We start from the raw sequence: 22,020 nt of genomic DNA, 5'->3' as shown, positions 1-22,020 counted from the left end.
GCGCCTAGGGCGTCGAGTGTGCGCCTAGGGCGGAAAAATGCCGAAATCTTCGCCCTGGCTGCACATTTGACGCCATCAGCGCACGCTTGATGGCGGCCTGAGCCTAGCCGCGTTTGGCTAACCACTCGGCCTGCATCACCAGCAGCGCCAGCACCTCGAGCTCGGGGGTGTCGGGGTCCAGTTCGCGGTAGCGCTGATAGACGTTGACGACGACGCGTTCGGCGTCCAGCCAGCTGGCGTACTCACCGAGGTCGATCGTGTCGGCGGCCTCCGACCAGGACAGGCCCTTGCGGTAGGCGGCCTCGGCCTGCTCGTCGACGTGCGCGAGATAGCCGCGGACCGCGCGGATGCCGTCGGGGTCGGTGACGGGGCCGTGGCCGGGCACCACGATCGGCGCGTCCAGCGCGATCATCGCGTCGCAGGCAGCGATCCAGTTGGCGATCGGGCCGGCCCACACGATCGGGGTGCAGCCGATGAAAAGCAGATCGCCGCCGAACAGCACCCCGGCGTCGGGCACATGCACCACGGAGTCCGCGGCGGTGTGGGCCGGGCCCAGGTTCAGCAGATCGATTCGCCTGCCACCGACGTCGATGGTGAGGTCGCGGTCGAAGGTCTCGTCGGCGTTGCGCATGGCGATGCCACTGAAGTCGAAGTGCCCGAACCGTTCTCGCGCATACGGCGTCGCGACCGGACCGAGGTTGCCGGTCTGCGTCATGGCCAGCAACTCCGGCGGCATTCCGTGCGCGATCTCCTCGGCGGTCTCCTTGGCGGCGAGGATCCGCACCGACGCGTCGAGCAGTTGGTTGCCGTGCGTGTGGTCGCCGTTGGAATGCGTGATCAGCGCATCGGTGATGGGTGCGCCGTCGGTGATCGGCTGCATAGCGGCCAGCATCTCGCGGGTCAGCGCCAGGTCGAACAGCGTGTCGACAAGCAACGTGGCGCCGTCGCCGGCGATCAGCCCGGCGTTGCTCCAGCCGTAGCCGCCGTCCGGCAGCGTCCATGCCCACACCTTGTCGGCGACCTTGTGCAGCCCGCGGGTGTAGGGCACCCGGGCCGGCGCCCGGTTGACCCGAACGGGCTTCGGCGGGGCATCCGGGTTGGGTCGCGCGGCCAACGGGTGCGGCGCGCGGCTGGCGCGCACGGTCTGCCGCGTCTCCCCCAGTCCCTGCACCCGCAACGTGACGACGTCGCCGTCGTGCAGCCAGCCGGGGAACGATTCCAGCGCGGTCAGGCTCAGGTGCTCGATGAGCGTGCAGGTGGGCACCGTGCCGGAGCCGAAAACGTCACCGGGGCTTAGTGTTACGCCGCGCGACGCGTAAGAGATGACTTCGGCGAAACTCCAATCCATCTGGTCGGTCGAGCCCGACCCGATCTCGCTGTCGTTGACCAGCGCGCTGACTTGCAGGGCAAGCTTGCCGTCGCGCCGGTAGGGTTCCAGCTCGTCGGCGGTGACCAGGTAGGGACCCAGCGTGACCCCGCTGTCCTTGCCCTTGGCCTGCCCGATCGCCAGCTGGCTTTCCAGCTGCTGCAGGTCTCGCGCCGACCAGTCGTTGAAGATCGTGTAGCCGATGATTGCCTGTTCGGCCTGCTCGACCGTCAGGTCTTTGCCCGTCGTCCCGATGACCGCGCCGATCTCCAGTTCGAAGTCCTGCCAAGCACTTCCGGGCGCAATCGACACGTCGTCGTAGGGGCCGAGAACCGTTGCCGGACAGGCGAAGTAGAACGCGGGAATGCGATACCAGCTGTCGGCGAGCTCGCGGCCGGCGCCTAGGACGGCCTGGCAGTTGCGCATGTGGTCCAGAAAGCACAACGAGTCGCGGATCGACGGCGGGCGCGGTATCGGTGCCAGCAGCGTGACGTCGTCGAGTCGCACGACGTCCGACGCCGAACGCAGCGCCTCCTCGCCGGCCTGCCGCAGCCCCTCGGTGCCGCGGCCGACCAGCTCCAGCAACGTCACACCCGGCGCCGCCGCGTAAATCTGGTCGCCGGAAAGCACCCCGGTCCGCTGCTCGCCGGCGCTTCGATACGTCACCCATTTCATTCGCGCACCACCTCACTCGGTTCCTTGTCCGACCGTAGCCCGCGCCAACTCGATTGCCGCAGGCGGCCATCCGGTGTCCATTCGCTGTAACGAACCTCGCCGACCAGAACCGGTTCGACGAACGTCACGCCCCTGGCGTCGCGTGAGGGAAGCGGAGCGTCGAACGGCGAGCGGTCGGTGTGCAGCGGCGCCAACGTCTTCTTGAGGTTGGCCAGGTCGCGTTCGGTGAAGCCGGTGCCCACCCGTCCCGCGAAATGCAGCCCGCCGTCGCTCGGGATGCCCATGAGCAGCGCGCCGATGCCACTGCTGCGCCCGCCCTCGCCGGCTTTCCAGCCGCCGATGACGATTTCCTGGGTCTTCCAGTGCTTGTCCTTGACCCAGGACGCCGATCGCCGCCCCGGCTGGTAAGTGGAGTCGCGCCGCTTGGCGATCACACCCTCCCAGCCGCGCTGCGCGGAACGGTCGAGCGCCTCGCCACTATCACCGGGCAACAGGTCGGGAACGATGAGACTGCTTGCCTGGGATAATGTTTCGAGAAGTTTGCGCCGATCGGAGTACTTGGCCCGCAGCAGCGAACGCCCGTCCAGGTAGAGCAGATCGAATGCCCAGTACTGCACGCTGGTGGCGCGACCCCGGTTCTGCATCTCGTTGAAGCTGGGCACACCGGAGGCATCGAGCGCGACGACCTCGCCGTCGAGCACGGCGTGGTGGTCGGTGAGATCTGCCGCCAGGGAGCGCAATTGGGGATACTCCCCGGTGACGTCGCGCCCGCTGCGCGACCGCAGCCGCACGGTTCCGTGGTCGGCGTCGACCAGCAGTCGGTAGCCGTCCCATTTGCCCTCGAAGGCCCACTGGCTGGGTTTCAGCGCCGCCACCGATCCCTCCGACGCGAGCATGGGTGCGAGCTCGTCGAACTCGAAGACCTTCTGGTCCTTCATCCGGTGGGCAAGCCACTGGTCGCCGTTAGTTTGAATCAGCGCGTAGCGCCCTGAGATTCGGCTGCCGTGCAGGGTGACGATGACCTCGTCATCGCGGAACTTCTCGGCCTCGTAGGTTCCGGAATCCCAGATGAGCACCTTGCCTGCGCCGTACTCCCCCTTGGGGATGGTGCCCTCGAAGCCGCCGTATTCCAGCGGATGGTCCTCGGTGTGCACCGCCAGATGGTTCACCGACGTGGTCTCGGGCAGGTTCTTCGGAACGGCCCACGACACCAGCACGCCGTCGCGTTCGAGGCGGAAGTCGTAGTGCAGCCGGCGGGCGTGGTGCTCCTGGATGACAAAGGTATTACCCTCGCCACCAACAGGTTTGGAGATCGGCACCGGTTCGGGGGTTTTCGACGCGTCGCGCATGTCGCGATATTTGGACAGCCGATCGGGGACGTGTACGTCGGCGTCCAACTGCGCCAGCAGGTCTCCGTCGCGCTCGACCCGCTGGAGCACTTCGTCGTAGCGCAGCTGGCGAAGCTTCTTGTCGTCGAGCTCCTCCCAGCTGCGCGGCGCGGCGACGGTCGGATACTCGCGGCCACGCAGCGAATACGGCGCAATGGTGGTCTTCGACCCGCTGTTCTGGCTCCAGTCCACGAACACCTTGCCCGCCCGCAGGCTCTTGGTCATGGTGGCCGTGACCAGCTTGGGCATCGACGTTTCCAATTGCTGGGCAACACGTTTGGCCAACGTCACCGCACCCTGGCTGCTGACCGGCTTGTCCAGCGGGCTATAGAGGTGCAGGCCCTTGCTCCCGCTGGTGAGCGGAAACGTGGTCAGGCCGATGTCGGCGATCAGATCCCGAACGGCGCGTGCGACCTTGGCGAGCTGCATCATCGTCACGCCTTCGCCGGGATCCAAGTCGAACACCAATCGCGTTGCCGGACCTGGTTTGAGTTCTTCGCCCTTGCGCGTCCACTCGGCGACGAACCGCCACTGCGGCACGTGGACCTCCAGAGCCGCCTGTTGCGCGATCCAGGCCAGCCCGTCGGCGCTGTCGATGATCGGATACGTCGTCGTGCCGGACCGGTGGGAAACGCTGGCGCGGGGCAACCAATCGGGCGCCGACGAAGCCAGCTGTTTTTCGAAAAACGAAGACTGCTCAACACCGTTGGGCCAGCGCTTGCGGGTCGCCGGCCGGCCGGCGATGTGCGGCACCATCACCTCGGCGATGCGGGTGTAGTAGTCGAAGATCTCGGACTTCGTGGTGCCGGTGGCGGGGTAGAGCACCTTGTCGGGGTTGGTCAACTTCACCCGCGGTGCCATAAAAGTCAACTTACGCGTTTCACGCGTGTTAACTGCCTTGACCACCGGTTATCGCCTGGCGGTCGATTTCATTTGTGACATGACCCACGGAAGGGTTAGACCGGCGGTCACATCGGGGCACAAGGACCGAATGTTTCAACTCGGGCAGAGAGAGACAGCGTTCGACATCATTTCGCTCCCCTGGCGTCCCAGCGGTGGGGTGCCATTGAGCGACGCGACGTTAGGAGTGCATTCACAGCGCGTCGACGTGCCGACCTACGATCGGTCGGCCCTGGGTAGAGGGGTCGTCCACATCGGTGCGGGCAACTTCCACCGCGCACACCAGGCCGTCTACTTCGACGACCTGGCTCGCAAGGGCATCTCCGATCAGTGGGGGGTCACCGGCGTCAGCCTGCGTTCCCGCGACGTCAAGGACCTGCTGTCGGCTCAGGACGGGCTGTACACCGTCGTACAGCGCGGCCATGACCGCCAGATAGCGCGGGTGGTCGGTTCGATCGGCTCGGTGCACTACGCGCCGAACGACGGCGCCGCCGTGCGCGCGGCCCTGGTAGATCCCCAGACCCGCATCGTCAGCCTGACCATCACCGGTAACGGATACTTCCTGAACCCGGTCACCGACGAATTCGACGCCGAAAACCCCGACGTGCGTGCCGACCTCGTCGCGTCCGACAACTACTCCACCGCATGGGGACACCTGGCCGAAGCTCTCGACCAGCGTCGACGCGCGGGAGTCGCGCCTTTCACGGTGCTCTGCTGCGACAACATTCCCGGCGACACCCAGCCGGCGAGGACCGCGCTGGTGTCGTTCGCGGCCCTGAAGGATCCCGGTCTGGCCCGCTGGATCGACACGCATGTCGCGTTCCCGTCGACCATGGTGGACCGCATCACTCCGCAGACCTCGAAGTCGGAGCGCAAGTTCGTCGAGCAGGAGTTCGGCGTCGCCGACAAATGGCCGGTCGTGACCGAGCCGTACCGCCAGTGGGTGATCGAGGATTCCTTCTGCAACGGGCGCCCGCCGCTCGACGAGGTCGGTGCCGAATTCGTCGCCGACGTCAGCGACCACAAGCTGATGAAGACCCGTCTGCTCAACGGATCCCACATCGCGCTCGGGTGTCTGGCCACATTGGCCGGTTACCAGCGCACCGACGAGGCGATGCGGGACCGCGTCATCTTCAACTACATCGAGACGCTCCTGGGCGACGAGATTCAGCCTCTGTTGCCCCCGGTCCCCGGGATGAACACCCCCGAGTATCGGGCCAGCTTGCTCGAGCGGCTCAGCAATCCGCGGATGAGTGACCAGCTGTCGCGGCTGGCTCGGCGGGGAACGAGCAAGGTAGCGCAGTTTGTGCTGCCGTCGCTGCAGGAGGCGATCGCACAGGGCAGGCCGCACACGTTGCTGATGTTGGCTGTGGCCGGGTGGGCCCGGTACATGCACGGCCGCGACCTCAAGGGCCGCAAGATCAGCCTCGAGGACTCGCAGGCGATTCCGGTGGTTAAGTTGGCGACCATGGCGACCAGCAACCCCGATCCGCTGTTGGGGCAGGAAATGTTCACCGAGGTGCGCGCGGTTCCCGGCTTCGCGGAGCGCCTGAGCGACATGATTGCCGACATCGACGAGCGCGGTGTGGTGCCCACGCTGCGTGACGCGATGCGCAACGGCGAGCGGGAGTTGGTGTCGCGATGAGTGACGGGCTGACCTTTGTGCGCACGTTCGACCCGGCGCCGATCACCACCCTGCTCCTGGACGCCGACGACAACCTGTTCGGGTCGGAGAGGCCGGCGTTCGACGCCTCGACCGAGGTGACGAATCGTTTCCTGGCCAGGTTCGGCGTGACCGCTCCGCTCAGCTCCGAGGAGTTGCGCAAGCGGGCCGTCGGGAAAAACTTCCGCACCACGGCCCTCGACCTGGCGGTCCAGTGCGAGGTGCCGCTCGATCCGACGCTGGCACAGGGCCGTCCGGCAGCGGTGGTCGCCTCGGCCGGCGACCTGGCGAGTGGCAACGCGTTGTCCGCCGACGAACTCGAGCAATGGGTGCGCGAAGAGCGCGAACGGGTCAGCGCTCATCTGGCTGTCACGTTGACACCCGATCCGCAGGTGCTGGAGCCGTTGCGGGACCTTGCGCCGCACTACGCGCTGGCGGCGGTCAGCTCCAGCGCCACCAAGCGGCTGCGCGCGTGCTTCGCCGCCACGGGTCTTGACGCACTGATAGCGGAGGCGGTGACCTTCAGCGCGGAGGATTCTCTTCCGGTGCCGACAAGCAAACCCGACCCCGCGGTGTATCTGCATGCCGGCCAAGTACTGGGCGTCGAGGCTCATCAAGGACTGGCCGTCGAGGACTCCGTCGCCGGGGTGAGCTCCGCGGTCGCCGCCGGCTACGCCACCGTCGGCAACGTGACGTTCCTGTTGCCCGACGAAAGGCAAAGCCGCCGTGCGGAATTGATCGATGCCGGCGCCGTCGCGATCACCGATTCGTGGCGTGCCCTCGCTGACGTCCTGCTGTTGTCGACGGCCACCAGCGCGGGATCAGGGCGCATCTAGGCGTCCTAGGACGTCCGGCGGCAGCGAGCGGATGGTGGTCCGCCCATACCTGCCGCCGTACTGTCGAAAGGTGTTGGGAGTCCGATGACGATCCGGGCCGTGCCCCGGGGAGGAGTTGGCCAATGGAGGCTAGCGCGATCAACCTGAACAATGCGTCGCTCGCCGCGCTGCCGATCGAGGCGCCGAACTACGACCGCAGCAGCGTGCGCGTCGGCATCGCCCACATCGGGACCGGTCACTTTCACCGGGCTCATCAGGCGATGTACATCGACAGGTTGCTGCGAAAGGGCCTCGCGCACGAGTGGGGCATCTGCGGGGTTGGGGTGATGCCCGGCGACTGGACGATGCGCGATGTGCTGACCGACCAGGACGGCCTCTACACGCTGATTCTGGAGAAGCCCGACGGCGGCCGGGACGCACACGTCATCGGCTCGATCATCGACTACCGCTACGCGCCCGACGATCCCGAGTCGGCGTTGGAACTGCTGGCCGCGCCGACGACCCGGATCATTTCGCTGACCATCACCGAGGGCGGTTATCGCGACCCGGACGGGCCGGCGTTCGCGTTGATCGTGGAGGCTTTGGACCGGCGACGCCGTCGCGGGATCGCCGCGCCGACCATCGTGTCGTGCGACAACATCGAGAACAACGGTGAGATCGCCGGGCGGGCGGTCCTCGCGAACGCCGAAAGCCGAGACCCCGAGCTCGCCGAGTGGGTGGGCGATCACGTTGAGTTCCCGAGTTCGATGGTCGACCGGATCACCCCGGCCACGACACTGCAGATGGCCGAAGAAGTGCGACGCGACTTTGGCGTGAACGACCGTTGGCCGGTGGTGGCCGAGCCGTTCGCCGCCTGGGTGCTCGAAGACAAGTTCGCCGATGGCAGGCCGCCGCTGGAGCAGGCGGGCGTGCTGCTGGTCGACGATGTCGCCCCGTACGAGTTGATGAAGCTACGCCTGCTCAACGCGGGGCATCAGTGCCTGGCCTACTTCGCTCATCTGTGCGGATTCGAGTTCGTCCACGAGGCGGCGAGCGACCCGGTTTTCGCCGAATTCCTGCTTGCCTATTTCGAATCCGAGGCTATCCCGACGCTGTTACCAGTGCCCGGGATCGACCTGCATGAGTTCAGCCGCACGCTGATCGAGCGGTTCTCCAATCCGGGTGTGCGCGACACGGTGTCGCGGTTGTGCGCCTTCTCGTCGGATCGCATCCCGAAGTGGCTGCTGCCGGTGATCAACGACAACTTGGCCAGCGACGGTTCGGTTCGGCTGGCGGCCGCGGCGGTGGCGAGCTGGGCTCGCTACGCCGAGGGCACCGACGAATGGGGTGAGCCATACGAGGTGGTGGATCAGCTGGCGGATTCGCTCATCCCGATCGCCCGCTCGCAGTACGACAACCCCACCGCGTTCATCGAGATCGCCGCGGTGTTCGGCGATCTGGCCCATCAGCCGCGCTTCGTCCAGGCATACGGCTGGGCTTTAGAGTCGTTGCACCACAAGGGGGCTCGGGCGACGCTGGAGGCATTGCTGCAATGACCCGCGGGCTGGTGGTCGGGGAGGCGTTGATCGACATCGTCGGCGGCGACGAGCATGTCGGCGGCAGCCCGCTCAACGTCGCCGTCGGACTGGGCCGGCTGGGCCGCGCCGTGGACTTCCTGACCTACATCGCCGACGACGCGTATGGCCAGCGCATCACTGACTACGTCGAAGCCGCTGGGGTGCAACTTATTTCAGAGAGCCGGTCGGCGAAGCGCACTGCGACTGCGCGGTCAACCATCGCGGCGGACGGGTCGGCCGACTATGTGTTCGATCTGGACTGGCGGCTTTCCGGAACGCCGCCGGTTGCCCCACCGCTTTTCGTCCACACCGGATCGATTGCCGCGGTGCAGGATCCAGGCTGCCTGGCGGTCGCGGCACTGATCGACACCTATCGCGTCTCGGCCACGATCACCTTCGACCCCAACGTGCGACCGTCGCTGATCGCCGACCGGGAGTCGGCCGTCGCACGCATCGAGCATCTCGTCGAACGCAGCGACATCGTGAAAGTCAGCGAGGAAGACCTGCACTGGATCGACCCCGCTCGCCCGCCCGAGCAGATCGCGCGGACGTGGCTGGGGTTGGGTCCCGCCATCGTGGCGGTGACGATGGCCGACCGGGGCGCGGTGGCTTTCTGTGCGGCAGGGGTCGCACGGGTGCCGACGCGCGCCGTGCGCGTGGTCGACACCGTCGGCGCCGGTGACTCCTTCATGGCGGGTCTGCTCGACGCACTGTGGGGATTGGGCCTGTTGGGCGGTGACCGGCGCACCGCGTTGCGTGGGATCGCGGTGGACGCGCTGACGGCCGCGCTCGAAGAGGCGAGCCTGTCGTCGGCGCTGACGGTCGCTCGCGCGGGAGCTGACCTGCCCGATCGGGCCGCGCTCGAGGCCGCGTCGCGTCGTTAGGCGTGCGGACCGCTCAATCCGCGGCTCCCCCTGGTCATTTCACCCGCCGGAAGCGGCGAGGAGGTCGTGATCGCCGATGCGACGCGATCGCCGCGATCCCCAACGATTTTCGCCGAATCGTCCACACTGACCCGGTACCTGTTTGCCCGCCTCACAGCGACAACCCGTAGCGGCATGACTCCATCACGAACCCCTCTAGTACGTTGTCGCTCGGAGGCGGGCAATCCGCACAATCCCAGCTCAATCCCTGCTTGCGGGCCTGCCGCACTGTTTTGCGACCGGTCCTATGGGCATACTGACTGCATGCGCTCCATCTGGAAGGGTTCGATCGCATTCGGGCTCGTCAACGTCCCGGTCAAGGTGTACAGCGCCACCGAAGACCATGACATCAAGTTTCATCAGGTGCACGCCAAGGACAACGGTCGCATCCGGTACCAACGCGTGTGCGAAGTGGACGGCGAGGTCGTCGAATACCGTGACATCGCCCGCGCCTATGAATCTGAGGACGGCCAAATGGTGGTGATCACCGACGACGACATCTCCACCCTGCCCGAAGAACGCACCCGGGAGATCGAAGTGCTGGAGTTCGTCCCCGCCAGCGAGGTCGACCCGATGATGTTCGATCGCAGTTACTTCCTGGAGCCCGACTCCAAGTCATCGAAATCGTATGTGCTGCTTGCCAAGACGCTTGCCGAGACCGACCGGATGGCCATCGTCCATTTCACGCTGCGCAACAAGACCCGGCTGGCGGCGTTGCGCGTCAAGGACTTTGGGAAGCGCAACGTCATGGTCATCCACACCCTGTTGTGGCCGGACGAGATTCGCGATCCCGACTTCCCGGTGCTGGACAAGGAGGTCGAGATCAAGCCCGCGGAACTCAAGATGGCCGGGCAGGTGGTGGACTCGATGGCCGAGGATTTCAACCCCGACCGCTACCACGACAATTACCAGGAGCAGCTGCACGAGCTGGTCCAAGCCAAACTCGAAGGCGGAGAAGCCTTTACCACCGAGGAAAAGCCCAAAGAGCTGGACGAGACCGAAGACGTCTCCGATCTGCTCGCCAAGCTCGAGGCCAGCGTGAAGGCACGCTCCGGCGGCGGTAACGCACCGGCGAAGAAGACGGCGGCGAAGAAGGCACCGGCCAAGAAGGCCCCGGCGAAGAAAGCCGCCGCCAAGAAGTCGCCGGCGAAAGCCGCGTCAAAGTCCTAGGTCTCAGGCCCTCAGGTATCGACGGACCCTGGTGGGTCGCTTCATCAGCAGCCGGATCGCCGCGACGGTCAGATATATCGCGGTCACCATGATGATCAGGGTCAGGGCCGCGCCCCACACCCGCTGGAAACCGGCGTGCTGGGGGTTGGTGAGTTCGGTGTAAATCAGCAGCGGCAGCGACGCCATGTTGCCGTGCAGCATGTCGAAGTTGATCGAGCGGGTGTATCCGACCAGCACCAGCACCGGTGCGGTCTCACCGATCACGCGGGCCACCGACAACAACACCCCGGCCGCGATGCCCGGCGCCGCCATGGGAACGACAATGCGCACGATGGTCTTCCACTTGGCAACGCCCAACGCGTAGCTGGCTTCTCGCAATTCGTCGGGCACCAGCCGGAGCATCTCCTCGGCCGAGCGCACCACCACCGGCAGCATCAGCAGGACCAACGCCAACGACACCGCAAAACCTGACTGCTGAAATCCCAGGGTGGCGATCCACAGGCTGAAAATGAACAGCGCCGCCACAATCGACGGCACCCCGGCGAGCACGTCGACCATAAAGGTGGTCACCCGCGCCAGCCGCGTAGAACCGTATTCCGCTAGGAATATCGCGGTCATCAAGCCCAGCGGCACGGCCATGATCGCGGCAATGCCGGCCTGCATCAACGTCCCATACAGCGCGTGGTACACGCCGCCCGCCAACTGTTCAGGTAGCACGCCACGCAGCGAGTGCGTCCACCAGCCCGACCGCGTCACGGCGTACCAGCCTCGGCTGACCACCACCGACAGCACCCAGACCAGCGGGACGAGCGCCACGATGAACGCTGCGAAGAAAAAGAGAGTCGCGATACCGTTCGCAAGCCGACGCCGAATCGCGACGCGCTCGAACACCGCCACTTTGACCGGCTTTTCCAGCGTATCCAGGTTCATCCGTTGACCTTCCCGCCCGCGATCGCGCGAGCGGCCACGTTGACGACGAACGTCAACACGAAGAGCGCAAGCCCGGCGGAGATGTACGCTCCCGTGGGTAGTCGTTCGCTGAATTCCGATGCGGCAGAAGCGATCTTGGAAGCAAACGTGTAGCCACCGTCGAACAGTGACCAATGCCCAGGGTGCGCGGAGGCACGCAGGATGATGAGCACCGCCACGGTCTCCCCCAGCGCCCGGCCCAATCCCAGCATCGAGGCCGCGATGACACCGCTGCGGCCGAACGGCAGCACTGTCATACGCACCACCTCCCACTTGGTGGCACCCAAGGCCAGGGCCGCCTCGATCTGCATCCGCGGGGTCTGCCGAAAGACTTCGCGCGACACCGAGGTGACGATCGGCAGGATCATCGCCGAGAGCACGACAGCAGCCGTGAAGATGGTGCCTCCGCCGGCCAGTGAAACGTTGCCGTGCTTGAACAGAAACAACCAGCCCAGGTTGCGATTCAGGAACTGCGCCAACGGCTTTAACGTCGGCGCCAGCACGAAGATGCCCCACAAGCCGAAGACGATCGACGGTACCGCGGCCAGCAGGTCGACCATGGCGCCAAACGGACGCGATAGCCGAGCCGGTGCGTATTGAGTGAGAAAGACGGCGATCCCGACCGCGACCGGGACAGCCAACACCAGTGCGGCCAGCGAGCTCAGCACCGTCACCATCAGCAAGTCCCGGATACCGAAGGCCAGGTGCTGCGGACTCGTCGTTTCGAATCTGGCGCTGGTGAAGAAGTTCGCCTGGTTCGCACTCAACGACGGGATGGCCCGAACCAACAGGAACACCGCGATCAGCACCACCGCTAACACCACCGTCGAACCGGCGGCGGACGCGATGGTCCGAAAGATCCGGTCGGCACGCCCCAACGCGCGCACATTCGCCACGGTGAGGGTCTGACCTTGTGCAGCCCGATTCACCGCACTAGCCGGTGAACTTGGGGTCATGACTTCCTCGGTCAGCTAATCGCGTCGACTGCCGCCGACAACCTCGACTTGAACGAATCCGGAATAGGAATATATCCATTGTCGGCCAAGCCATTCTGGCCCGCACCAATTGCGGCCTGCAGGAACGCCTTGACCGCCGTACCGACCTGGGCGTCAGGATATTTCGAGCACACCACCTCGTACGTCGCCAGGACGATCGGGTAGGAGCCGGGCTGGGCGGGCTTGTAGAACGACCCGGTGTCGAGCACCAAGTCGTTACCCTGCCCCTTGACGGCCGCCCCGGCGATCGTCTTGCCGACCGAGTCCGTGCTGATCGCTACCGCGTCCGGGCCCGCCGACGTAACGATTTTCGCCGTGTTCAGGTGCTGCGCCTGGGCGAATGACCACTCGTTGTAGGTGATCGACCCGTCGGTCGCCTTGACCGCGGCCGACGTGCCGTCGTTGCCCTTGGCGCCCTCCCCGACACCGCCCTTGAAGGTCTTGCCGGCTCCCTTGCCCCAGGCGTTGTTGGACGCGGCGTCGAGATATTTCTGGAAGTTGTCCGTGGTGCCGGACTCGTCGCTGCGGAACACAACGTGGATCGGCTGACTTGGCAAGCTCGCACCGGGATTCAGCGCCTGGACCGCGGGATCGTTCCACGTGGTGATGCTGCCGTTAAAGATCTTCGCCAGCGTGGGTGCATCGAGACTCAGCGAGTTCACCGCGCCGATGTTGAAGGTGACCGCGATCGGGCCGAACACCGTCGGCAAGTTCCACGCGGGCGAGCCGCCGCAGCGCTGTTGGGCGGCCGTGGACTCATCTTGGCTCAGTGGCGAGTCCGAGCCACCAAAATCGGTTTGGTTGCCATTGAATTCACGGATCCCCGCGCCCGATCCGTTGGGCGTGTAGTTCAACGTCTGGTCCGGGCAGGCCTGTTCGAATGCCTTGACAAAGCGGGTCATCGCGTTGGCCTGGGCTGTCGACCCGCTGGCTTTGAGCGTCTTCTTCCCGCCGCAGGCCACCTTCCCCGATGAAGCTCCCGTGGTCGCACTTGAACTGTTTGCGTTGTTGTCGCTACCGCACCCCGAGACCACGAGTGCTCCCGCAGCCACCACACCCAGCAAGCCGCCAAACCGGTTGACTTTCAATTCACTTCCTTACGTAGATGATTGACCGCCGCAGCCTGTAGCCGCAGTGCGCAAACCAACCGTCATCCTCGCGCCCGCGAAGCTACAGTAAGAACGGGTTAACGTTCGGCAAATTTGTCTTGACCGTCTTCTGTCAGACGAAGTGGCATGCCCCCTCTGACGATCACGAAATCGCGTTGACCGCGCTCGACAACCTCGACTTGAACGCGTCCGGTATAGGAATATATCCGTTGTCCGCCAAGCCATCCTGGCCGGCACCGATTGTCGACTGCAGGAAGGCCTTCACCGCCGTGCCGACCTGGGGATCGGAATACTTCGAGCACACAATCTCGTATGTCGCCAGCACGATCGGGTAGGCGCCGGCCTCGTTGGGCCGATAGAACGAGATGGTGTCCAGGGCGAGGTCGTTGCCCTTTTTCATAAAGTAGGCACTGGCGATCGTTCTGCCTACCGAGTCCGTGTTTATCTCGACGGGAACCGGGCCGGCCGACGTGATGACCTTGGCCGCGGTGAGGTGTTGCGCCAGGGCGAAGGACCATTCGTTGTAGGTGATCGCCCCCTCGGTGCCTTTGACGGCTTCCGACGTGCCCTCGTTGCCCTTGGCGCCCTCGCCGACTCCGCCCTTGAAGGTCTTGCCGGCGCCCTTGCCCCATGCGTCGCCGCCCGCGGTGTCGAGGTATCTCTGGAAGTTGTCCGAGGTCCCGGACTCGTCGCTGCGGAAAATGACCTGAATCGGCTCGGCGGGCAGGCTGGCAGCCGGGTTCAGTGCCTGGATCGCGGGATCGTTCCACCGGCTCACTGCGCCGTTGAAGATCCTGGCCGCGGTCGCGCCGTCGAGAATCAGCGACGTCAGTCCCTTGACGTTGTAGGTGATCGCGATCGGGCCGAACACCACCGGCAGTTCCCACGCGGGCGAGCCACATCGTTGTTGGGCCGAGACGTACTCGCTGGGAATCAACGTTGAGTCCGAGCCGGCGAAATCGGTTTGGTTTCCCGTGAATTCGCCGATTCCGGCGCCCGACCCGTTCGGCGTGTAGTTCACCGTCTGGCCTGGGCAGGCCTGCTCGAATGCCCTGACGAAGCGCGTCATCGCGTTGGCCTGCGCGGTGGACCCGCTGGCCTTCAGGGTCGGTTTGCCGCCGCAGCCGACCGGCGCCGAAGACTTACTCGGTGTCGCTTTGGGTCCGCTCGCGTTGTTGTCGTCGCCGCAGGCTGAGAGCACCAGAGCAGCAGTCGCCAGAGCGCTCAGTGCGGCGCCCAACCGATTGATCGTCAAACTTCCTCGCAGCCTTGGCGCTAACCGTAAGAAGATTAACCTTCCGCGAATTTGCCAGGCTATCGTCGCAGGCTGTCAGCGGGTTCGCAATCGCAACCACCATTTACCGGCCGCATCTGTCATGCCGTAGCGATATGCCAAACTAGAACCTGTTTCAGAAATGCCACGACCCGAGACGGCGAGGCTGCTACCGTTTCGGCCGACAGCTCAATGAAGAGAGGCCGCAATGATCCTTGACAGGTTCCGTCTCGACGACAAAGTCGCTGTAATAACCGGCGCTGGCCGTGGCCTGGGCGCGGCCATCGCGCTGGCTTTCGCCGAAGCGGGCGCCGATGTGCTCATCGCCTCGCGTACGGAATCTCAACTAGAGGCCGTCGCAGAACAGGTCCGCGCCACCGGGCGCAAGGCGCACATCGTCACCGCCGACCTGGCCCATCCCGAGGCCACCGCCCAGCTGGCCGGCCAGGCCGTCGAGGCCTTCGGGAAGCTGGACATCGTCGTCAACAACGTCGGTGGCACCATGCCCAACACCCTGCTGACCACGTCGACCAAGGACCTCAAGGACGCCTTCACCTTCAACGTCGCCACCGCCCACGCCCTGACGCTGGCCGCGGTGCCGTTGATGCTCGAGCACTCGGGCGAGGGCAGCATCATCAACATCACCTCCACCATGGGCCGGCTCGCCGGACGCGGCTTCGCCGCCTACGGAACCGCCAAGGCTGCGCTGGCGCACTACACGCGGCTGGCGGCGCTGGACCTGTGCCCACGCATCCGGGTCAACGCGATCGCGCCCGGCTCCATCCTGACTTCCGCACTGGACGTGGTGGCCTCCAACGACGAACTGCGCGAGCCGATGGAGAAGGTGACACCTATGCGCCGCCTCGGCGACCCCGTCGATATCGCCGCTGCGGCAGTGTATTTGGCGTCGCCGGCCGGTAACTTCCTGACCGGCAAGACACTGGAGGTCGACGGCGGCCTTACCTACCCGAATCTCGACATCCCTGTCCCGGACCTGTGACCCGCCAGGCTTAAGGAGCCAGTCATGCCCATCCCCGTCGTCCAGCTGGGCACCGGCAATGTCGGAATCCACGCACTGCGAGCACTCATCACCAACCCGGAGTTCGAGCTCACCGGCGTCTGGGTGTCCTCGGATGCCAAGGCAGGCAAAGACGCGGCAGAGCTTGCCGGACTTAAGGATTCGACCGGTGTACTCGCCAGCACCGATCTGGATGCGGTGCTGGCCACCGGGCCGCGGTGCGCCGTCTACAACGCCCTGGCCGACAACCGGCTGCCCGAGGCGCTGGAAGACTATCGCCGCGTCCTGGCAGCCGGGATCAACATCGTCGGCAGCGGTCCGGTGTTCCTGCAATACCCGTGGCAGGTCATTCCGGAAGAGCTGATCAAACCGATCGAAGACGCTGCACGAGAAGGCAATTCGAGCGTCTACGTCAACGGCATCGATCCCGGCTTCGCCAACGACCTGTTGCCGCTGGCCCTGGCCGGTACGTGTCAGAACATCCAGCAGATCCGGTGCATGGAGATCGTCGACTACGCCACCTACGACAGTGCCGCGGTCATGTTCGATGTCATGGGATTCGGTAAGCCGATCGACGACATCCCGATGCTGCTGCAGCCCGGTGTGCTCAGCCTGGCGTGGGGATCGGTGATCCGTCAGATGGCCGCGGGACTGGGCATCACGCTCGACGACGTCGCCCAGACCTACGTGCGCGTGCCGGCCCCCGAGGACTTCGAGATCGCTTCGGGGCACATCGCCAAGGGCACCGCGGCGGCGCTGCGGTTCGAGGTGTTCGGATTGGTCGACGGCGATCCCGTCGTCGTCCTGGAACACGTCACCCGGCTGCGCGATGACCTGTGCCCGGATTGGCCGCAGCCCGCACAGGAGGGTGGCTCCTACCGCATCGAAATCAAAGGTGAGCCGTCCTACGCCATGGACGTCTGCCTGAGCAGCCCCAACGGGGATCACAACCACGCCGGCCTGGTCGCCACCGCGATGCGGGTGGTCAACGCGATCCCCGCCGTGGTGGCCGCCGCCCCCGGCATCGTGACGACGCTGGATTTGCCGCTGATCCCCGGACGCGGGCTCTATGTTCCCGGGTGAGCGGTAGCCCCACGGTTCGCTACCGGCGGCGTTGGTTAACCTCACACTCACCGAGCGAGGTAGAGGATCGAGGGTCGATACGGTGGCGCAGGGCACGCAGGCCTCGCTGAATAACAGCTGGTATCTGCTCGGGCCGGCGTTTGTCGCCGCGATCGCCTATGTCGATCCGGGCAACGTCGCGGCCAACGTCAGTTCCGGCGCGCAGTACGGCTACCTGTTGCTGTGGGTCGTCGTGGTGGCCAATGTGCTGGCGGGCCTGGTGCAGTACTTGTCGGCGAAACTCGGGCTGGTAACCGGCCGATCGCTGCCGTCGGCGATCGGCAGGCAGATGAATCGCCCACTGCGGCTGGCCTTTTGGGCCCAGGCCGAACTCGTGGCGGTGGCAACGGATGCCGCCGAAGTCGTCGGCGGCGCGATCGCCCTGCGCATCTTGTTCGGTCTGCCGCTGCTGCTCGGCGGGGTCATCACCGGAGTGGTGTCTCTGCTGCTCATGTCCATCCAGGACCGGCGCGGGCAGATCATCTTCGAGCGCGTCATCACCGGCCTGCTCGTGGTCATCGCCATCGGTTTCGCGGCGAGTTTCTTCGTCGCAACCCCGCCGCCGGACGCCGTGATCGGCGGGCTGGTGCCACGCTTTCGCGGCGCCGAAAGTGTGTTGCTGGCCGCTGCCATCCTGGGCGCCACCGTGATGCCGCATGCGGTGTACCTGCACTCTGGTCTTGCCCTGGACCGGCACGGGCATCCCGAGGCCGGCCCGCCGCGGCGCCGGTTGTTGCGCATCACCCGGGTCGATGTCGTGCTGGCGATGGCGGTCGCGGGAACCGTAAACGCGGCGATGCTGTTGGTCGCCGCGATCAACCTGCAGGGCCAGACGGAAACGGCATCGATCGAAGGCGCGTACACGGCGATCCACAACACGCTGGGGACGACGATCGCGCTGCTGTTCGCCATCGGGCTGCTCGCCTCGGGCCTGGCGTCGTCGTCGGTGGGCGCCTACGCGGGGGCGATGATCATGCAGGGATTGCTGCACAAGTCGATACCGATGGTGCTGCGCCGGTTGATCACGCTGTGTCCGGCGCTGGCGGTGCTGGCGCTGGGCTTCGATCCGACTCGCGCGCTGGTGCTTTCGCAGGTCGTGCTGTCCTTCGGGATTCCGTTCGCAGTGCTACCGCTGGTGATGCTGACGAGCAGCCGCAAGCTGATGGGTAGCGATGTCAACCATCCCATTACGACGGTCATCGGCTGGGCGATCGCGTTATTGGTGAGCGTCCTGAATATGGTGCTGATCTATCTGACCGTGAAAGGTCACTAGCAAACGCGTCTAGCTCCCTCCTACCGGAACAGGCAGACCTTGCCGGCCTTTGAGTTCGTTGCTGGCATGATAAAAGTTAAGAGCGTGAACGTTTAAGTAGCGATGCCTAATCGCAAGGGGTAAGAATGTGGCGTGCGCCCGGAACCTGCGGACGAGGGATGCTTCACAGCATCGCTTCAATGCGAGATCGCGCCGAAACGGTGCACGCGGCGAAAGCTGACCCGTCGAAGTCGACGCTCGTCGGGCTCGCCACGACGCGTGCCTAGATTCGCGGGATGACTGAAGTAATGGACACCACCCGTGCCGTCACGTTGTCTTGTGGCCGCACCGATTTCCGCCTCACCCGAGGCGGCGGTAGATGACCTGCCGAGCCTCCTCAAGGAGCCGATAGTGACGGATAGCGACGATCCCTCAGCGGTCGAATTGTCTGCCGATGGCACTGCGCTTCGCGCGGGCTGGTTTCGCTTTTACTTCACCGACGGGCGGTGGGAATGGTCCCCCGAAGTCGACCAGATCCACGGATACGAGCCCGGCTCGGTCACCGTGACGACTGAACTGGTGATGTCGCACAAGTACCCCGACGACCGCCCGAAAATGGCCGCGCTCCTCGACCATGTGCAGCAAACTCGCTCGCCGATCAGCTCCCGGCACCGCATCATCGACACGCAGGGCCGCACCCGCGACGTGGTCGTCGTCGGTGAACAGCTCCACGACGACCTCGGCGAGGTCGTCGGCACCCACGGTTTCTACCTCGACGTCACCCCGACCCTGCAGGACGCAATCAGCGACGCTATCGCAGAAATCTCCCAAAACCGTGGCGTGATCGAGCAAACCAAGGGAATGCTGATGCTGGTCTATCGCCTCGACGCCGACAAGGCATTCGACATCCTCAAATGGCGATCACAGGAAACCAACGTCAAACTTCGCCCCTTCGCTGAACGGCTCGCCGCCGACTTCCTCGAACTGACCTACGACGACACCCTGCCCACCCGCAGCACCTACGATCACCTGCTCCTGACTGCCCACCAACGCGTCACAGCGGCCTAGCCAAACCTGCGATGGTGGCTGATCGCCGCTCCGCGCGCCCAGTCCGTTGGCTGCAGTGGCCGTTACTGCCGGGTCAAAGTGAAAAGCTCCTCGATGCTGATCTTATTGATACCTTATATTTCTCTTATTTTCCTTATTTTCGGGTAAGGTCGCTGCTCATGGGTGTGGAGAATCGCCAGAACCAGCCGATGGGTTACGCAGAGGTAGACGACCTTGTTGCACACTGCGGTCGGCGGCCCCAACTGCTGCCCAGTTCCGATGCCGTGGCGGCCTACCGCCTCGTCTACAGACGTATCGACGCCCTGCTGCGCGGCCGTGCCGATGTCGCTGAGCTGAAGGTGCCCGCCTGCCCTGCCTGGACCATCCGCCAGGCGGTTGCGCACCTGGCCGGCGTCGCAGACGACATCGTGTCACTCAACATGGAGGGAAAAGGCACCGAACAATGGACGGCTGCACAGGTAGATCGCCTGGGCAGCAAGAGCATTGACGACCTGCTGGACCTCTGGGGTCAGACGATCGATCCGGTGACGGAGCTGCTCAGTCTGGTTCCCGAAGGATCGGGCTGCCAACTTGTCTTCGATACTCTCACCCACGAGTACGATATTCGCGGTGCACTGAATGAACCGGGCTGCCGCACAGGCGATCTCGCGTTTGAGGTCGCCCTGGCGTTCATGACGACGACCTACGATCGTATGGCCCGACAGACTGGACTGCCCGCGGTTCGGTTGACCACTCCGACGATGGGGACGGTGCAGCTCGGCGACCCAGATACCGCGACAGATCGACTCGTGCTCCATGTTTCGGAGTTCGAGTACCTTCGTGCCTTTGGCGGACGACGCAGCGTCCGCCAAGTGATGGCACTCCCCTGGCACGGAGACCCGACCAACCTCTTGCCCGCCTGCAGCAACGACGCGACCCGACCACGCCGCAACGACCTCGAAGAATGATGCGGTCGATCTACGCTGTCTCGGCCGCTTCGGCTGCCGCGGTGAGCGCCACCGACAGCTTGCGCGCCTCGGCCGGTGTGATCTCGCCGGGGCAGTCGACAACGATCTTGCGCACCGTGCGGCCGTCGTCATATTGCACGCCGTGGACGGTGACATGAATGTCACCGTGGCCGTCGTGTACGGCGTGGGTGACCGCCCAGTCCCCCGCGTTGAAGCCTCGTGCGTGGCCATCCCATTCGCCGATCCATGTCGCGTCGATCGGGGCCCGTAGGTCTCTGATCATTGCGTCACCGCCCTATCTTCCCCGAAAGTTATGAAAGTTGCGGGGGAGGTTACGTCAGTTCGGTGACCATATGTAACACGCACGGTTACAAGCGATCTGGAAACTTGCCTGTCAGATCTTCTGCCAGGTTCCCGCAATCTCGGGTCATGAACGCCATACCGGTCGGCAAGATCCGCACCACCTGGGCGGCGGAGGCGGGGTAACGATAAGGGTCACCGTCTGGGTTGTCTGCGCCCGAGGTGACGGTGTGGTCGGTCCCCCCAACTGGCGAGGACGATCGCGGCCCCCGCGATGGCCGTTTTCTTTCCAGGCATGGCGGGTATTTTCCCGAACGCCATGGAGGACTGGGCACAGGGTCTCGGCGTGCCTCGCTCCGGCTCGATAGGCGCCAACGCATAATCTCAGCTAATGCCGACTCGCCGGACAGTAAGGAGCTGAATGCTGCCACGGCGACATCTGTATTTCGCGTACGGGTCCAATGTGTGCATCGAGCAAATGGCGCGGCGCTGTCCCGATGCCGTTGATCCCCGGCCGGCTGTTCTGTCCGATCACGATTGGCTGATCAACGAACGCGGTGTGGCGACGGTCGAGCCTGCCGCCGGCAATGAGGTGCACGGGGTGCTCTGGCAGCTCTCCGAGCACGATCTGGCCACCCTGGACAGCGCCGAGGGCGTTCCGGTGCGCTACCGGCGCGACCGGCTGACGGTTCATACCGACGACGGGCCGGCACGGGCCTGGGTATACATCGATCACCGGGTGACACCCGGTCCGCCGCGGCCCGGCTATCTGCCGAAAATCATCAACGGCGCCATCCACCATGGGCTTCCGCAGAGCTGGGTCGACTTCCTGCATCGCTGGGATCCGACGCATTGGCCGCGAGCGACATCGGCGAGACCGAAGTCTGGGCATGCGCCGCAATCACTTTCGGAGCTGCTATCCGAGCCGGATGTGGTGGAGGCCGGCCAACTGCGTTCGCGTTTCGGGTTTCTCGCGATCCACGGCGGCGGCCTGGAACAGATGACCGACGTCATCGCCGAACGTGCCGCGGAGGCCGCCGATGCGTCGCTGTACGTGGTGCGCCATCCCGACCACTACCCGCATCACCTGCCGTCGGTGCTATTCGATCCCGATGAGTCCGCGCGGCTCGCCGAGTTTCTCAACCACGTCGATGTGGCAGTGTCGCTGCATGGGTATGGACGCATCGGGCGCAGCACGCAATTGCTGGCGGGCGGCCGCAACCGCGCACTGGCCAGGCATCTGGCCCGGCACATCCAGGTGACCGGTTATCAGGTGGTCACCGAACTCGACCACATCCCCCGCGAACTGCGGGGGTTGCATCCGGACAACCCGGTCAACCGGGTGCGTGACGGGGGGACACAGCTGGAGCTGTCGGTTCGCGTCAGGGGTCTGAGCCCGCGCAGCCCGTTGCCGGGCGCTGACGGCTTGTCGCCGGTCACCACGGCTCTGATCCGGGGCTTGGCATCCGCGGCACTTTCCTGGTAAGTGT

The 22,020-nt window shown here is 65.1% G+C and carries 18 protein-coding genes; 11 read left to right on the top strand and 7 right to left on the bottom strand.

The window, feature by feature from the left end:
- Positions 1-103: 103 nt before the first annotated feature.
- Both MNAB215_RS16055 and MNAB215_RS16050 read right to left on the bottom strand, forming a co-directional pair.
- The gene (locus MNAB215_RS16055) at positions 104-2,041 is read right to left on the bottom strand and encodes a fumarylacetoacetate hydrolase family protein (RefSeq protein ID WP_077079712.1); all 1,938 of its coding nucleotides are present in this window, start codon (positions 2,039-2,041) and stop codon (positions 104-106) included.
- On the bottom strand, positions 2,038-4,290 hold the full coding sequence (locus tag MNAB215_RS16050) for an ATP-dependent DNA ligase (protein WP_077079711.1): 2,253 nt from the start codon (positions 4,288-4,290) through the stop codon (positions 2,038-2,040). The genes MNAB215_RS16055 and MNAB215_RS16050 overlap by 4 nt, the downstream gene beginning before the upstream one ends.
- A gap of 130 nt (positions 4,291-4,420) precedes the next feature.
- Here MNAB215_RS16050 and MNAB215_RS16045 point away from each other — a divergent pair, with 130 nt between their 5' ends.
- The 5 genes from MNAB215_RS16045 (at position 4,421) to ku (ending at position 10,477) form a co-directional block, all read left to right on the top strand.
- Entirely contained in the window at positions 4,421-5,974 is a 1,554-nt protein-coding gene (locus tag MNAB215_RS16045; protein ID WP_083746135.1) for a mannitol dehydrogenase family protein, read from the top strand.
- Entirely contained in the window at positions 5,971-6,828 is an 858-nt protein-coding gene (locus tag MNAB215_RS16040; RefSeq protein ID WP_077079709.1) for an HAD family hydrolase, read from the top strand. Before MNAB215_RS16045 ends, MNAB215_RS16040 begins: the two co-directional genes overlap by 4 nt.
- A 122-nt stretch (positions 6,829-6,950) precedes the next feature.
- Positions 6,951-8,363, top strand: a complete 1,413-nt coding sequence (locus tag MNAB215_RS16035) for a mannitol dehydrogenase family protein (protein WP_077079708.1) — start codon at positions 6,951-6,953, stop codon at positions 8,361-8,363.
- Complete coding sequence (locus tag MNAB215_RS16030) at positions 8,360-9,268, top strand: carbohydrate kinase family protein (protein WP_077079707.1); 909 nt, start codon at positions 8,360-8,362, stop codon at positions 9,266-9,268. The genes MNAB215_RS16035 and MNAB215_RS16030 overlap by 4 nt, the downstream gene beginning before the upstream one ends.
- A 303-nt stretch (positions 9,269-9,571) precedes the next feature.
- Positions 9,572-10,477, top strand: a complete 906-nt coding sequence (ku, locus tag MNAB215_RS16025; RefSeq protein WP_077079706.1) for a non-homologous end joining protein Ku — start codon at positions 9,572-9,574, stop codon at positions 10,475-10,477.
- Between the two features lie 3 nt (positions 10,478-10,480).
- On the opposite strand, the gene pstA is transcribed toward ku, so the two are convergent.
- The 4 genes from pstA to pstS (MNAB215_RS16005) form a co-directional block, all read right to left on the bottom strand.
- Positions 10,481-11,407 (bottom strand): phosphate ABC transporter permease PstA, encoded by a 927-nt coding sequence (gene pstA, locus MNAB215_RS16020; RefSeq protein WP_077079705.1) that lies wholly within the window; start codon positions 11,405-11,407, stop codon positions 10,481-10,483.
- Positions 11,404-12,402 carry a phosphate ABC transporter permease subunit PstC gene (gene pstC / locus MNAB215_RS16015; protein ID WP_083746134.1) on the bottom strand — a complete coding sequence of 333 codons (999 nt, stop codon included), beginning with the start codon at positions 12,400-12,402 and terminating at the stop codon, positions 11,404-11,406. The genes pstA and pstC overlap by 4 nt, the downstream gene beginning before the upstream one ends.
- Positions 12,403-12,413: 11 nt before the next feature.
- Positions 12,414-13,529, bottom strand: a complete 1,116-nt coding sequence (gene pstS / locus MNAB215_RS16010; RefSeq protein ID WP_077079703.1) for a phosphate ABC transporter substrate-binding protein PstS — start codon at positions 13,527-13,529, stop codon at positions 12,414-12,416.
- A 163-nt stretch (positions 13,530-13,692) separates the two neighbouring features.
- On the bottom strand, positions 13,693-14,805 hold the full coding sequence (gene pstS / locus MNAB215_RS16005) for a phosphate ABC transporter substrate-binding protein PstS (protein WP_077079702.1): 1,113 nt from the start codon (positions 14,803-14,805) through the stop codon (positions 13,693-13,695).
- Positions 14,806-15,031: 226 nt separating this feature from the next.
- On the opposite strand from pstS (MNAB215_RS16005), the gene MNAB215_RS16000 reads away from it, so the two are divergent.
- From MNAB215_RS16000 to MNAB215_RS15980, 5 genes are all read left to right on the top strand, one after another.
- A complete protein-coding gene (locus MNAB215_RS16000; protein ID WP_077079701.1) occupies positions 15,032-15,823 on the top strand; it encodes an SDR family oxidoreductase in 792 nt (263 codons plus the stop codon).
- Between the two features lie 24 nt (positions 15,824-15,847).
- Positions 15,848-16,924: an NAD(P)H-dependent amine dehydrogenase family protein gene (locus MNAB215_RS15995; RefSeq protein WP_077079700.1), complete on the top strand. Its 1,077-nt coding sequence runs from the start codon at positions 15,848-15,850 to the stop codon at positions 16,922-16,924.
- 31 nt (positions 16,925-16,955) lie between these two features.
- Positions 16,956-18,236: an Nramp family divalent metal transporter gene (locus MNAB215_RS15990; RefSeq protein ID WP_245830335.1), complete on the top strand. Its 1,281-nt coding sequence runs from the start codon at positions 16,956-16,958 to the stop codon at positions 18,234-18,236.
- Positions 18,237-18,626: 390 nt separating this feature from the next.
- The gene (locus MNAB215_RS15985; protein WP_425436463.1) at positions 18,627-19,283 is read left to right on the top strand and encodes a PAS and ANTAR domain-containing protein; all 657 of its coding nucleotides are present in this window, start codon (positions 18,627-18,629) and stop codon (positions 19,281-19,283) included.
- Positions 19,284-19,297: 14 nt separating this feature from the next.
- Positions 19,298-20,230, top strand: coding sequence for a maleylpyruvate isomerase family mycothiol-dependent enzyme (locus tag MNAB215_RS15980; protein WP_165691579.1), 933 nt, complete (start codon positions 19,298-19,300; stop codon positions 20,228-20,230).
- A gap of 10 nt (positions 20,231-20,240) precedes the next feature.
- On the opposite strand, the gene MNAB215_RS15975 is transcribed toward MNAB215_RS15980, so the two are convergent.
- Positions 20,241-20,513, bottom strand: a complete 273-nt coding sequence (locus MNAB215_RS15975; RefSeq protein WP_077079697.1) for a hypothetical protein — start codon at positions 20,511-20,513, stop codon at positions 20,241-20,243.
- Positions 20,514-20,951: 438 nt separating this feature from the next.
- Between MNAB215_RS15975 and MNAB215_RS15970 the strand changes: the two genes are divergently transcribed.
- Positions 20,952-22,016 (top strand): poly-gamma-glutamate hydrolase family protein, encoded by a 1,065-nt coding sequence (locus tag MNAB215_RS15970; protein ID WP_077079696.1) that lies wholly within the window; start codon positions 20,952-20,954, stop codon positions 22,014-22,016.
- The last annotated feature ends 4 nt before the right edge of the window (positions 22,017-22,020 follow it).

The organism is Mycobacterium numidiamassiliense (genome assembly GCF_900157365.1).
Classification (GTDB): Bacteria; Actinomycetota; Actinomycetes; order Mycobacteriales; family Mycobacteriaceae; genus Mycobacterium; species Mycobacterium numidiamassiliense.
The sequence above is the reverse complement of the archived record's forward strand: the minus strand, read 5'-3'. Positions and strand labels throughout refer to the sequence as shown.